Raw genomic sequence first — 13,221 nt, forward strand, 5'->3', positions numbered from 1 at the left:
ACCGGGCGGACGCCCGGGCCCGGCGCGCCTCGCCGGGCGTCATGACGGATGCGCGCACGGCGGTTCCGGCGCGCGCGGCGCGGGACTCACTCCTCATCGGGCGACCTCAAGGTTGTACATTGCCTGGTAGAGACGGGTGGCTGCGGCTTCGTCGGGGACACCCGCGCCGTCGATGGCCTGGACGTAGCGCCAGACCTCGTCGTCGAACAGCGTGCCGATCCGGGTGCGGAGATCGCTGCGGGCCTTGGCGCTGATGCTGCGCAGGGACTCCGCGCCGAGCAGCGCGTGCAGCAGCCGCTGCGGCAGGGCGCTCTTGCCCGCGACCTCGACCTCGGCGGTGCCGTAGCCGAACATCCCGATCGCGAGGATCAACGCGAGGGACTCCGCGTCGAACGAGACCAGCCTGGCCACCGACCGCTTGGTCACGCCCTCCGTGCGGATCAGTCCGACGAGGTGGTCCTGCCAGGACGCCACGGCCCGGCCGACCCTGCGCGGCAGGTCGTCGGAGGACTCCCCCAGGCCCGGCACCGCGGCCAGGGTCTCCCCCGCGCCCGGCCGGTTCAGCCAGCGCGACACGGTCTCCTCCGCGGCGCGCTGGGCGGCGGAGACCACGACCGACTCCAGGCCGGTCCGGAGGGCGGTCTTCAGCGCGCTGAGCCGCTCGGGCCCCTGGTGGCTCGCCTTCCCGGCGAATCTGCCGGGCTTGCGCAGGTGCAGGGCACGCATGAGGTCGCCCGACCCGATGAAGTCCTGCCACCGGGCCAGCACCTCCCCGCGCAGCAGCGAGCCGTTCCTCGTCGCCTCGTCGATCTCGGCCATCGCCCCGCCGTACGCGGCGTCGACGTCGCCCCGGAGCTCGGCGCGCAGGGCCAGCTGGACCTCCAGCTGCCTGGCCAGGGCGGGGACCCGGGTCCGGAAGCTGTCGAGCACTCCGGCCAGTGTCGCCTGTACGGCCTGCGCGCGCCGCCGGTCGTCCACCGACAGCTCGGTCAGCCAGAGCCTGAGCTCGGTGACCTCGTGATCGGGCAGCATCCCGTCGGCGGCCTTGCTCTCGTTGATGACGAAGCGGTCGACCTGGCCCAGGCCGTACTCGGTGAGCATGCGCACGAAGTGCTTGGTGACGACCTCGCGTGACCTGGCCGGGACGCGGGAGAGCACGATCGCCAGCCGGGCGCCGCGCTCCTTGGCCAGCCGGAGCAGCCGCCAGGCCGGGGCGTCGGCGTAACGGGCCGCGGTGGTGACGAAGATCCACAGATCGGCCGCGTCGAGCATGCGGTGGGCGATCTCGTGGTGCGCCTCCACCACCGAGTCGATGTCGGGGGTGTCGAGCAGCGCCACGCCCGGCGGCAGCCGCTCGGTGGAGACGAGCACGAGCCCGTCCGGTCCCGTCCCGGGGTCGGAGGCCTCCCTCCGCTCCAGGCTGCCGAGCAGGCCGCCTTCGGCGAACCATTCACGGTCGTCGGGGTGACAGGCGAGGACGGGGGTCCCGGTGGTCGGCCGGCGGACGCCGGTGGGGCTGACGTTGGCGTTGGCCAGGGTGTTGAACAGGGTGGACTTGCCGGCGCCGGTGGATCCCGCGACGACGATGAGCGCCGGCGCGGTGCTCAGGTGGATCCGGGGGATCACGTAGTCGTCGAGCTGCGCCAGGATCTCGGCTCTGGCCTTCCTGGCCTCCTCCACGCCGGGCAGGTCCAGGCCGAAGGCGAGATCGGTGACGCTGTCGCGCAGCGCCGCGAGCGCGGCGGTCAGCGCCTCGGAGACCTCGTCGGGCAGCGGCTTCTCCTGGACCCGCTCCTCGGCGGCCGCGCCGCTCTCCTCCCCGGCCCCGTCGAGGTCCGCGTCCGCGACCACCACCACGGCGTCGTCCTGGCCTCCGGAGACGTCGGGGCCGTCCTGGCCGCCGGCGTCGTCCGGGCCGACGGAGGCATCGGGGTCGTCCGGGGCGCCCGGACCGTCCAGGTCACCGGAGTCGGCCGATCCGTCCGGACCATCCATATCGTCGGAGTCGTCAGAACCGGCCTGATCCGCCTCACCGTCGTCTGGATCATCCGAATCGCCGGAGTCGCCAGGACCGGCCTGATCCACGTCGGCTGAATCATCCGCGTCGCCAGGACCGGCCTGATCCGCCTCACCGTCGTCCCGCGCGGAATCCGGCCCGTCCTCAGGGGGTGTCTCCTGCGGACGCGCCTCCGCGGAGCGTCCGTCCCCGGCCGTCTCCTCTCCTGCGCGGTCGTCCCCTGCGGCCTCTCCGCCGCCCGCGCCGGGATCCGCGGGCGGGTCTCCGGCGTCCTCCGCCTCCGCGGAGCCGGTGGGCACGCCCTCCTCGTCGGCACGGATCGCCTGGAAGGTCAGCGTCTGCTCCCCGGGGATCTCCCCATGCTCCGGGAAGGCGCCCTCCGGCTCCTCCCCGTGGACGGAGTCGAGCCGGTGGCCGCCCTCAGCCGGGTGCACGGGCTTGTCAGCAGCCGATTTCACGGAACCCGCTCCGCTCGAACCATCTCGACCTCCTGGCCGACTTTCACGACGTCGCCGACGATCACGATCGCCGGTGGCCGAATCCCAGCCGCGGTCACACGCTCCGCCACTGTGGACAGCGTGGCGTGAAGAGCACGCTGGGTGGGAAGAGTACCGTCCTGTACCACCATTACGGGAGTTTCCGGCGAACGTCCCTCACGGATCAACGTTTCGGCGATCACCGCGATCCGCTCGACGGCCATCATGAGCACCAGCGTTCCCGCCGATCGGGCCAGGTTCGGCCAGTCGACCGTGGACCTCTCGTCGCCCGGCGGGACGTGCACCGAGATGACGTGGAACTCCTGGCTCACCCCGCGGTGCGTGACGGGCACGCCCGCCGCGGCGGGCACCGCCACCGGGCTCGTGATCCCCGGGACGACGACGACCGGGATCCCCGCCCGGGCGCAGGCGAGCATCTCCTCGCCGCCCCGGCCGAAGACGAACGGGTCGCCGCCCTTGAGCCGGACGACGAACTTGCCCTGCCGGGCGTGCTCGACCAGCAGCTCGTTGATCTTCTCCTGGGCCAGGTAGCGGCCGTAGGGGATCTTCGCCGCGTCGATCAGTTCGACGTCCGGCGAGAGCTCGTCGAGCAGAGCCTGCGGCGCCAGCCGGTCGGCCACGACCACGTCGGCCTGGGCGAGCAGCTGCCGCCCGCGGACCGTGATCAGGCCGGGGTCGCCCGGCCCTCCTCCGACCAGCGCGACACCGACCGGCTTGGTCCGGTTGCGCCTGGCGTCGACGGTGCCGTCGCGGAGCGCTCCCACCACGGCGTCCCGGATCCCCGCCGCCCGCCGGGGATCGCCGCCCGCGGTGATCGCCACGCCGATCTCGTCGACCCGCCCGCTGGCCGGGGTCCACGCGGCCGACGCGTCCTTGTCGTCGGCGCGCACGCACCAGATCCGCTTGGCCTCCGCCTCGGCGGCCACCGCCGCGTTCACCGCCCTGTCATCGGTGCAGGCGTGCACCAGCCAGGCCCCGTCCACGTCTCCCACCTGGTACGGCCTGGCCTCCCAGGTCACGCGGCCGGTCGCGATGAGGTCGTCGAGGGCGTGCGTGACGCTCGTGGAGACGATGGTGACCAGGGCACCGGCGTCGAGCAGGGCCGGCACCCGCCGCTGGGCGACACGGCCTCCGCCCACGACGAGCACCCGCCGCCCGGAGAGACGCAGGCCGAGCAGATAGGGCGACGACATGACGACAGATCTCCCGTTCACGACGAATGGTGAAGCGCGTGCGTTAGGAGGTAAACCTACCGGCTCCCGGCGCGTCGTTTGCTTCCACCTTGTTAACAACGGTGAAGAAGACCTGTGATCGCCGCCGGCCGACGTCCGCCCGGCGGCTTCCGCAGGTCAGGCGCCCTTCTCGGTGACCCCCGCCGAGTCGAAGGTCGCCACCTCGTGCATGACCCGGACCGCCGCGCACACGAGGGGATGGGCCAGCAGCCCGCCGGTCCCCTCACCGAGCCGGAGTTCCAGTTCGACCAGGGGACGCAGGCCGAGATGGGCGAGCGCGAGCGCGTGGCCGGGCTCGGCCGAACGGTGCCCCGCCACGCAGTGGTCCACCGCGTCAGGGGCGAGCGCCGCGGCGGCCAGGGCGGCCGATCCCGCGATCACCCCGTCCAGGATGACCGGCACCCTCAGCGACGCGGCGCCCAGGATGAATCCCGCGATCGCCGCGTGCTCCAGGCCGCCGACCGCCGCGAGCGTCCTCAGCGCCGGCCCGGTGAGGACGTCGCCTGCGGGAGGCTCTCCGGCCCGCGCCGGCCGGGCGGTCACGTCCGGGACCTGTCCGTCCCCGGCCTGTCCGGACCGTCCGTCCGCGGCCCCGGCCAGGCCGTTGACCCGCAGCGCCCGGCGGACGACCTCCACCTTCCGGGTGAGGGTCTCGTCGTCGACCCCGGTCCCCCTGCCGGTCGCCTCGGCCGCGTCCCTGCCGGTGAACGCGCAGATCAGGGCAGCCGAAGCGGTGGTGTTGGCGATGCCCATGTCCCCGGTGACCAGGCAGCGGGCGCCCCGGTCCACCAGGCGCCGGGCCACCGCGATGCCGGCCTCCAGCGCGGCCACGGCCTGTGCCGGGGTCATCGCCGGGCCCTCGGACAGGTCCGCCGTGCCGTACGCGACCTTGTCGACGATCAGGTTCGGCGCGGGGGGCAGGTCGGCGGCGACGCCGACGTCCACGACCGTCACGGTGGCGCCGACCTGGCCGGCGAAGGCGTTGGCCACGGCGCCGCCGGCCAGGAAGTTGCCCACCATCTGCTGGGTGACCTCCTGCGGCCAGGGGCTCACACCCTGGGCGTGGACACCGTGGTCGGCGGCGAAGATGGCCAGCGCGGCGGGGGCGGGGATCGGCGGCGGGCTGACGGCGGCGGCGCCGGCGAGCCGTACCGCCACCTCCTCCAGCACGCCCAGCGCACCCCGGGGCTTGGTCAGCCGGTCCTGGTGGGCGCGCGCCTCGGCGACGGCCTCCGGGTCGGCGGGCCGGATCGCTGCGAGGGTCTGCTCAAGGATGGTCATGCCATCAGTGTCCCGGAAAAGCCCTCCGGAAGTCCCCGCGAAGTCCCGCAAAGCCCTCGCTCCGCTCTCCCGGTGCCCGCGCGGAGCCCTCGCGGTTCAGCGGGAGGCTCTTTCGAGCGCCTCCTCGTAGCGTTCGACGACCACGTCGGCCAGGCCCTCGCAGTCGCCGATCGCCTCCGCGCAGCGTATGTCCAGGTCGGGGTGGCCCGCGGCGTAGGCCATGGCCTGGCCCCAGACCTTCTCCAGCAGGCCCTCGGCGAACAGCAGGTAGGGCAGCACGATCACCCGCCGGGCGCCGAGGCGGCGGCAGCGCTCGATCCCGCCGGGGACGCCCGGCCTGGCCAGTGAGGCGAAGGCGGTCTCCACGGTCATGTACTCGTGGGCGTGGGTCTCCCAGAACAGGCGTGAGACCCCGTGCACGTCGGCGTTGACCATCGGGTCACCGGAGCCGTCGCCGACCAGGACCACGGCGGTCTCACCGAGCCCGATCTCCTCGGGCTCCTCGTCGAGGAGTCCGCCTCCGGCCGCGACGAGCCGGAGCCGGGGCACCTCGGCGGCGGCGTCGGCCAGTCGCTCGGCCAGCAGCGCCAGCAGGCGCGGGTCGCAGCCCAGGGGGCGGCCGTAGTCGCAGGCGAGCGTCGGGTGGAGCTCCTGCTCCCGGGCCATCGCGGCGGCGATCTCGGTGCCGGTCCGCAGGTCGCCCGCCAGGCTCAGCGGGAGCGCCACCATGCGGTGATGCCCGCGCGCCACCAGCGAGGCGATCGAGTCGCTGAGGCGCGGGCTGGCCTTGGCGATGTAGCCGCCGGAGACGTCGGCGGCGGTCTTGTCGAGGCGGCATCGGAGCCGGTGGACGAACCTGCCGAACTCGGCGGATCCGCCGTCATCGAGTGAGCCCTGCCCGATGAGCAGCAGCGGCGGCTTCATGTGAGGAGGACTCCAATGACCTTGACCTGGGATTACGCAACGGCGACTGGCGAGGATATCCGATGACGGTTCTTCCCGAACAGGTCACGGGACGATGATCTTCTTCCGTTCACGGCCGGCGGCGCACACGACGAAGACCGGTCCGGAGCCGGGAGGGCGGTGGCCCGCGCCGTTCCCGCCGGTCTCCCCGCGGTGCGCGCCGGCTTCCTCCACCGTCTCCCCGCGGTGCGCGCCGGCCGTCCGGGACGCCTCGATCCGCACGCTCTCGGCCCGGTAGCCGTGCTCGCGGAGGATCTCCAGCGCCGCGCCGGCCTGCTCGGCCGTCCTGAGCGCGCAGACCAGGGAGCGGGGGCTCCGGACCGCGCACGCCGCGATCGCCTCGGTCCCTCCTCCGCCGACGAAGACGGCGTCCGGGTCGGCCAGGGGCTCCAGGGCCGCGGGCGCCGGCCCCGGGTCAGCGCGACCTTCACCCCGTGGGCGATGACGTTGCGGCGCAGCCGGGCGCAGGCCTCCTCCTCGGGCTCCACCGCCACCACGGCCGCACCGAGCAGGGCGCACTCCACGGCGATCTCCCCGCCGCCCGCGCCGACGTCCCAGATCAGGTCTCCGAGCCGGGGTCCGAGCCTGGCCAGTACGAACGCCCGGACCACGGGGTCGAGACCGGCGCCCGCGAAGTCCCGGGCCCATCCCGCAGGACCGGGCCGGGCCCCGGCCACCCACGCGGGCTCGTCCGGGCTCCGGCGCAGCGGGTCCAGGACGAGCACGACCTCGGGGTTCTTCCACGGCCGCGTGGTGGCCTCGCCCATCCGGCTGTGGGTGATCCGCTCGTCCTGGCCGCCGAGGTCCTCGCAGACGATCAGGGCCCGGGGGGTGGTGGGGGCCAGTTCCCTGGCGATCTCGGCGGGGCCGACGCCGGGTGCGACGAGCACGGCGACCTTGTGGTGGGCACGGCACGCGTTCGCCACCCGGTCGAGCCGCTCGCCGGTCACGACCAGGGCGTCCTCCCAGGCCAGCCCGGCTCTGGCGAAGGCCTGCGAGACGAGGGAGGGGGCGGGGACCACCTCCGGGACGACGCCGTGCCCGCGCAGCTCCGCGACCGCGCCGAAGAGCCCGGGGTCTCCGGCGGCGAGCACGACCAGCCTCCCGCCGTGCTCCCGGTGGACCTCCACGGCCCGCCCGAGCGGCCCGCCGACCACCCGGGCCCCGCTGGGCAGCGGGCGGACGCGCTCCAGGAGCCGGTCCGGCCCGGCCAGCACGGCGGCCTCCTCCAGCCTGGCCCGCGCGAGCGGGGACAGCGCCCTCCCGTCGACCCCGACAACTGTGATCATCGATGCTCACCGTCCTCGCCCTCCAGAGTGACGATCGCGCGGCGATCAGGCCAGAGCGGCTCTCGGATGGCGGTCACGTTCTCCTCTTCTCGCGGAATGCGCAGGTCAAAGCCCGCCGGTCCGGAGGCGGCCCGGATGTTTGCCCCGGAGCCGCCGGGTATGGGTGTGGATTATCCGCAGCTGAAAGGGGTGGCTCCAGATGGAACGCGGAAGCGCCAAGCACGGTTCGCGACTGGACGAGCAGCAGAAGCACGAGACCGAGGGGATGACCCGCAGCGGAGGCACCACGCACGCCGAGGAGTGGAAGGAGCCCGAGCCCATGCCGGCTCCGGGCGAGGGCGGCCTGTCCCGGTCGGCGTCCCGGCCCTCCGACCGCGAACCGGGCGCCCCGCGCGGCATGACCCCCGCGGACGTGGAGCGCCGCGGCAACCTGGCCAAGTGGATCAGCGGCACCGGCGTGTTCCCCGCCGACCGCGACGCCCTGCTGGCCCGCGCCCGGGAGCAGGGCGCCCCGGACTCGGTGCTCGCCGCCGTCCGGTCGCTGCCGAACGCGACCTTCGCCAACATGGCGGACGTGGCGCAGGCGCTAGGGTACGGCACCGAGGACAAGGACCAGGGCTGAGCTGCGGGCCTCCCCCTCATCGCCCCGTTCGCGAGGGGGAGGCCCGCCTCCGCCCGCGAGGGCTCCCGCTCTCACCGCTCCTCCCCCCGCTGAAGGCGGGAGCATCCGTCTCTCCCCGTCCGAGGACGGGGTATCCGCGCTGAGGAGTGCTGATGAAACTGGACATGCTCCGATCCCTGTACGACCGCGAGGGGCCGTTCGCTTCGGCGTACCTCAACACCGACCGCGCCATGGAGCAGGGCGGCGACCAGGTCCAGCTGCGCTGGGAGGCGCTGAGCGAGCAGCTGGCCGGCGCCGACAAGCCGACCCTGGCGGCTCTGGAGAAGCTGTTCACCGACGCGGACGCGGCGGCGCCGGGCCGGGCGGCCTTCGCCGCGGGAGGCGAGGTCCTCTACACCGAGGCCCTGGCGGAGCCGCCCCGCAGGGCGACCGCCCGCTGGTCGGCGCTGCCCCACGTCATGCCGCTGCTCGCCCAGCGGGGCGAGAACGTGCCGCACGTGCGGGTGGTCATCGACCACCTGGGCGCGGACGTGATCACCGTCGGTTCGGGCGCGCCGCGCCGTACGGCGGTGCAGGTGCAGGACTGGCCGCATCAGAAGACCGCACAGGGCGGATGGTCGCAGCGGCACTACGAGAACAACGTGGAGGAGACCTGGGCGCGCAACGCCAGGGCGGTCGCCGAAGCGGTGGACGAGGAGGTCCGCCGCGTCGGAGCCGAGCTGGTGGTCGTGGCGGGCGACCCGCAGTCCCGGCCGCTGCTCCAGGACAGCCTCGGCAAGGAGGCCTCCGCCATCCTGGTCACGGTGGACCACGGGAGCAGGGCCACGGGCAGCGATCCGCTCCCCTTCAACCAGGACGTGGAGTCGGCGATCGACTCCTGGCTGGACCGCAGGCGGGAGGAGCTGCTGGAGCGCTATCAGGAGGGGTCCGCCAAGGAGCTGGCCGTCTCCGGTCTGGCCGCCGCGGCACGCGCGCTGCGCGAGGGCCGGGTGGACACCCTGCTGCTCGTCGACCGGCCCGACGCGGACGGTCTGCTGTGGGTCGGGCCCGACGGCACGCAGCTGGCGGTGGAGCGCGACGAGATGCAGGAGTGGGGCGTGGCCGAGCCCTGGCAGGACCGCGCGGACGCCGCGCTGGCCCGGGCGGTCTGCGCGACGGACGCCGCCCTGTGGTTCGTCCCCGAGCTCGACGCCCCCGACGGGGTCGGTGCGGTGCTCCGCTTCTGACCCGATGCCCTTCCCCCGTTCCGTGTCCGGCCGCCCGGTCCGATGCCCCTCGGGCGGCCGCCGCGTCTCCGGCCGTCCGGTGGGGGTTCCGTCAGCGGACGACGACGACCTCCAGCGTGCGCGGGCCGTGTACGCCCTCGACCCGGTCGAGCTCGATGTCGCTGGTCGCTGAGGGGCCGCTGATCCAGGTCAGCGGCCTGGCCGGGTCGAGGGCGGCCACCGCCTCGGGCACCCCCGGCACGATCTGCCCGGCCCGCACGAGGCACAGGTGGTAGTCGGGCACCAGGGTCAGCGCCCGGCGGCCCTGTCCCGGACCGGTGTCGAGCACGATCGTGCCGGTCTCCGCGATCCCCGCGGCGCAGCCCGTGACCACCCCGCAGACGGTGTCCAGCTCGGCGGCGGACAGCGGCGGGTCGTCGCCCACGGCCCTGTCTCCCAGGTGCGCCCGTACGGCGTGCGCCCACTCCTCCGGCAGGCCTTCGGGCACGACGACACGCTCGGCCGCCCGGCGGGCGAGCGCGGCCGTGATCACTCCGGCGGCCTCTCCGGGACCCACCACGTGGACGACGGCCCGGTAGTCGGCGACCCGTTCGGCGAACAGCTCCACCGTCCGCTCCACCGCCGTGGCCGGGGCGGCCCGGGGCCGGGTGCGCGGGACGTCGGGCGCCCCGGCGACGGCCGCGCGCACACGCGACAGGATGAGGTCGCGGGAGCTCATCGGGCGCCTCCGTCGGTGCGGGAACTCATCGGGTGCCTCCGTCGGTGCGGTCCCACCAGTCGCGGAAGGACTCGGCGGGGATGTCGGGGATGTCGCGGGTGTCGGTCCAGGCCGCCGCCGGGCCTGGCAGCCGCCTGGGGACGAACCGGCGCAGGCGGCCGGACAGGCGCTGGGCGCGGGCCAGCCGCTCGGGGCGGTCGAGCACCCAGCCGGCGGCGCGCATGGCCAGGCGCTCGGCGCGCGGATGGGGCGCCTTGGCCCGCAGGTGGACGAGCACCTCGGGGATGTCGATGGCGACCGGGCAGACCTCGTAGCAGGCGCCGCACAGGGACGACGCGTACGGCAGCGAGGCGTCCAGTTCAGCGGTCGCAGAAGCCGGCATGCGACCGCGCGACACAGCGGTCGCAGAAGCCGGCACGCGACCGCCGGGTGGTGAGGGGGCCGCGGAGTCCTCACCCCGCAGCTGCGGGATGAGGATGGCGCCGATCGGGCCCGGGTAGACCGAGCCGTAGGCGTGGCCGCCCGCACGTTCGTAGACGGGGCAGACGTTCAGGCAGGCCGAGCAGCGGATGCAGCGCAGAGCCTGGCGGCCGACCTCGTCGGCGAGGACCTTGGTGCGGCCGTTGTCGAGCAGGACGAGGTGGAACTCCTGTCCCTCGGACGCACCGGTCCAGGTGGAGGTGTAGGGGTTCATCCGTTCGCCGGTGGAGGAGCGCGGGAGCAACTGGAGGAAGACCTCCAGATCCTGCCAGGTCGGCAGGAGCTTCTCGATGCCGACCACGCTGATCAGCGTCTCGGGCAGGGTCAGGCACATGCGGCCGTTGCCCTCGGACTCCAGCACCACCAGGGTGCCGGTCTCCGCGATCATGAAGTTGGCGCCGGAGACCGCGACCCTCGTCGACAGGAAGCGCTCGCGCAGGTGCAGCCGGGCGGCCTCGGCCAGGGCACGGGGCTCGTCGGTGAGGTCCTCGGGCGCCGCCCGCCCCCACTCGGCCATCTTCTCCCGGAAGATCTCGCGGATCTCCGAGCGGTTGCGGTGGATCGCGGGGACGAGGATGTGCGAGGGGAGGTCGTCGCCGAGCTGCACGATCAGTTCGGCGAGGTCGGTCTCGTAGGCGGTGATACCCCGGGCGGCGAGCGCCTCGTTGAGGCCGATCTCCTGGGTGGCCATCGACTTGACCTTGACCACGCTGGTCTCGCCGGTGGCCTCGACGAGGGCGGCGACGATCCGGTTGGCCTCGTCGGCATCGGCGGCCCAGTGCACCCGCCCGCCGGCCCGCGTGACCGCCTCCTCCATCTGGAGCAGGTAGCGGTCCAGATGGCGCAGGGTGTGGTCCTTGATCTCCTTGCCCGCGGCCCGCAGTCCCTCCCAGCCCGGCAGCTCGCCGACCACCGCGGCCCGCCTGCCGCGGATCGTGCGCGTGGCCTTGCGGAGGTTGAAGCGCAACTGCGAGTCCCCCACGGCCCGCGCGGCGTTGCGGGGGAAGGCGGGCATGCCGAGGAAGGTGGCGCTCATCGCTCCTCCCCCGGGCGTCCGTGTGCCGCCGTGCCCGGTCCGGAGGCCGCCGGGTCCGGTCCGTGTGCCGCCGTGCCCGGTCCGGGGAGGGTTCCGGCGCCCGGCTCCGGAGGGGCCGCCCCGGTGGTCGCGGCGGGGGTCCGGGTGGCGGGTCCGGCCGGGACCGCGGCGGTCCCGCCCTCGGTGGCGGCGAGGATCTCCGCCAGGTGCATGACCCGGATCCCGGCGCGCTGGCGGCCCAGGGCGCCGCCGATGTGCATCAGGCAGGAGTTGTCCGCGGCGCAGAGCACCTCGGCGCCGGTCGCCATGACGTTGTGCGCCTTGTCCGCGCACATGGCCGCGGAGACCGCCGGGTTCTTGACGGCGAAGGTGCCGCCGAACCCGCAGCACTCCTCCGCGCCGGGGAGCGGGACCAGCTCCAGCCCCCTGACCTGCTCCAGCAGGCGGGCAGGGCGATCGCCCAGGCGGAGCCCCCGCAGGGAGTGGCAGGTCGGGTGGTAGGTCACCCGGTGCGGGAAGTAGGCGCCGACGTCGGTGACCCCGAGGACGTCGACCAGGAATTCCGAGAGGTCGTGGACCTTCGGCACGAGCCCGGCCACCTCCTCGGCGAAGGAGGGGGCCGCCATCCACCCGGCGGCCCGTCCACCGGCCCTCCGGACGGTCCCGGCCACGCCGGGGGGGGACGGGGCGCCCGGCCGCGGCGGCGGTGCGGGCGAGCCGGGGGTACTGCTCGCGGACCATGGCGGCGCACGATCCGGAGGGCGTGACCACCGCGTCGTATCCGGCGAAGACGTCCGCGAAGTGCCGCGCCAGCCGGGTCCCCTCCTCCGGATATCCGGTGTTGACGTGCATCTGGCCGCAGCAGGTCTGCGCCTGGGGGAAGTCGACCTCGCACCCCAGGCGGCGCAGCAGCGTCACGACCGCCCGGCCCGTGCCGGGAAAGAGGGTGTCGTTGACGCATGTGATGAACAGGGCGACGCGCACGGCGCTCCTTCCGACCTATGGTCTGACCAGAGTATGGTCTGACCAGAGTATGGTCTGACCAGAGTATGGTCTGACCATAGGTCCCGACAAGGACCACCCCACCACGGCGAGGGAGACGGCATGGGATGGGAGCCGGTCCGGCGTACCCGGGCGTTCGAGGACGTGATCGCCCAGATCGAGCGGCGCATCGCGGAGGACGGCCTCACGGTCGGCGACCGGCTGCCGGGCGAGCGGCAGCTCGCCGAGCAGCTCCAGGTCGGCCGCTCATCGGTGCGCGAGGCGATGCGGGTACTGGAGACGCTGGGCGTGGTCTCCTCCCAGGCCGGCCGGGGCCCTGACGCGGGCGCGGTGCTCACCGCCCGCCCCGCCGGCGCCCTCGCCGACCTGCTCCGGCTGCACGTGGGCCTGTCCAGCCTCTCCATGCGGGAGGTCGCCGAGACCCGGATGATGATCGAGCAGTGGGCGGTACGGCACGCCGCCGGGAACGTCACCCCCGGTCACTTGGACCGGCTCCGGGCGGCGCTGGCGCGGATGGACCGGGCCGGGAGCGCCGCCGAGTTCGTCCTGCACGACGCCGAGTTCCACCTCACGATCGCCGAACTGTCCGGCAACCGCCTGCTCGCGGCCACGATGCACGCCCTGCGCGCCACGGTGCAGCGCCACGCCGTCGAGGCGGTCGAACGGCTCGGCGTCACCGACCTGCTCATGGCCGACCACCGGCGGATCTACGAGGCGATCGCGTCCGGCGATTCCGAGGAGGCGTCCGCCGCGATCGCCGACCACCTCACCCGCGCCTATCCGGATCCGCCGGGCCCGCCGGGCTCGCCGGACTGATCCCGGCCGGAGCGGCCGCGCCCGCCCGGCGGCACGACGCCG

At 74.2% G+C, this 13,221-nt stretch carries 10 protein-coding genes and 1 pseudogene; 3 read left to right on the forward strand and 8 right to left on the reverse strand.

The features are described from left to right. Window positions 1-93 precede the first annotated feature (93 nt). The 5 genes from ACWJ6R_RS17380 to cbiE form a co-directional block, all read right to left on the reverse strand. On the reverse strand, window positions 94-2,475 hold the full coding sequence (locus tag ACWJ6R_RS17380; RefSeq protein WP_449063221.1) for a GTPase: 2,382 nt from the start codon (window positions 2,473-2,475) through the stop codon (window positions 94-96). Then, a complete protein-coding gene (gene cobA / locus ACWJ6R_RS17385; protein ID WP_449063222.1) occupies window positions 2,472-3,707 on the reverse strand; it encodes a uroporphyrinogen-III C-methyltransferase in 1,236 nt (411 codons plus the stop codon). Before cobA ends, ACWJ6R_RS17380 begins: the two co-directional genes overlap by 4 nt. A 156-nt stretch (window positions 3,708-3,863) precedes the next feature. Continuing rightward, window positions 3,864-5,027, reverse strand: coding sequence for a nicotinate-nucleotide--dimethylbenzimidazole phosphoribosyltransferase (locus tag ACWJ6R_RS17390; protein ID WP_449063223.1), 1,164 nt, complete (start codon window positions 5,025-5,027; stop codon window positions 3,864-3,866). Window positions 5,028-5,123: 96 nt separating this feature from the next. After that, entirely contained in the window at window positions 5,124-5,951 is an 828-nt protein-coding gene (locus tag ACWJ6R_RS17395) for a sirohydrochlorin chelatase (protein ID WP_449063224.1), read from the reverse strand. A 32-nt stretch (window positions 5,952-5,983) separates the two neighbouring features. Then, a complete protein-coding gene (gene cbiE, locus ACWJ6R_RS17400; protein ID WP_449063225.1) occupies window positions 5,984-7,279 on the reverse strand; it encodes a precorrin-6y C5,15-methyltransferase (decarboxylating) subunit CbiE in 1,296 nt (431 codons plus the stop codon). Window positions 7,280-7,478: 199 nt separating this feature from the next. Between cbiE and ACWJ6R_RS17405 the strand changes: the two genes are divergently transcribed. Together ACWJ6R_RS17405 and ACWJ6R_RS17410 are read left to right on the forward strand one after the other, a co-directional pair. Beyond that, window positions 7,479-7,901, forward strand: coding sequence for a DUF2795 domain-containing protein (locus ACWJ6R_RS17405; protein ID WP_449063226.1), 423 nt, complete (start codon window positions 7,479-7,481; stop codon window positions 7,899-7,901). 152 nt (window positions 7,902-8,053) lie between these two features. Continuing rightward, window positions 8,054-9,127 carry a baeRF2 domain-containing protein gene (locus ACWJ6R_RS17410; RefSeq protein ID WP_449063227.1) on the forward strand — a complete coding sequence of 358 codons (1,074 nt, stop codon included), beginning with the start codon at window positions 8,054-8,056 and terminating at the stop codon, window positions 9,125-9,127. Between the two features lie 91 nt (window positions 9,128-9,218). On the opposite strand, the gene ACWJ6R_RS17415 is transcribed toward ACWJ6R_RS17410, so the two are convergent. From ACWJ6R_RS17415 to ACWJ6R_RS17425, 3 genes and pseudogenes are all read right to left on the reverse strand, one after another. After that, window positions 9,219-9,845 carry a LutC/YkgG family protein gene (locus ACWJ6R_RS17415; protein WP_449063228.1) on the reverse strand — a complete coding sequence of 209 codons (627 nt, stop codon included), beginning with the start codon at window positions 9,843-9,845 and terminating at the stop codon, window positions 9,219-9,221. A gap of 25 nt (window positions 9,846-9,870) precedes the next feature. After that, entirely contained in the window at window positions 9,871-11,361 is a 1,491-nt protein-coding gene (locus ACWJ6R_RS17420) for a lactate utilization protein B (RefSeq protein WP_449063229.1), read from the reverse strand. 179 nt (window positions 11,362-11,540) lie between these two features. Next, window positions 11,541-12,345: pseudogene (locus ACWJ6R_RS17425) on the reverse strand ((Fe-S)-binding protein); the annotation flags it as partial. Between the two features lie 120 nt (window positions 12,346-12,465). On the opposite strand from ACWJ6R_RS17425, the gene ACWJ6R_RS17430 reads away from it, so the two are divergent. Continuing rightward, window positions 12,466-13,179 carry a FadR/GntR family transcriptional regulator gene (locus tag ACWJ6R_RS17430; RefSeq protein WP_449063230.1) on the forward strand — a complete coding sequence of 238 codons (714 nt, stop codon included), beginning with the start codon at window positions 12,466-12,468 and terminating at the stop codon, window positions 13,177-13,179. Window positions 13,180-13,221 lie beyond the last annotated feature (42 nt).

This window comes from Planomonospora algeriensis, assembly GCF_977012225.1.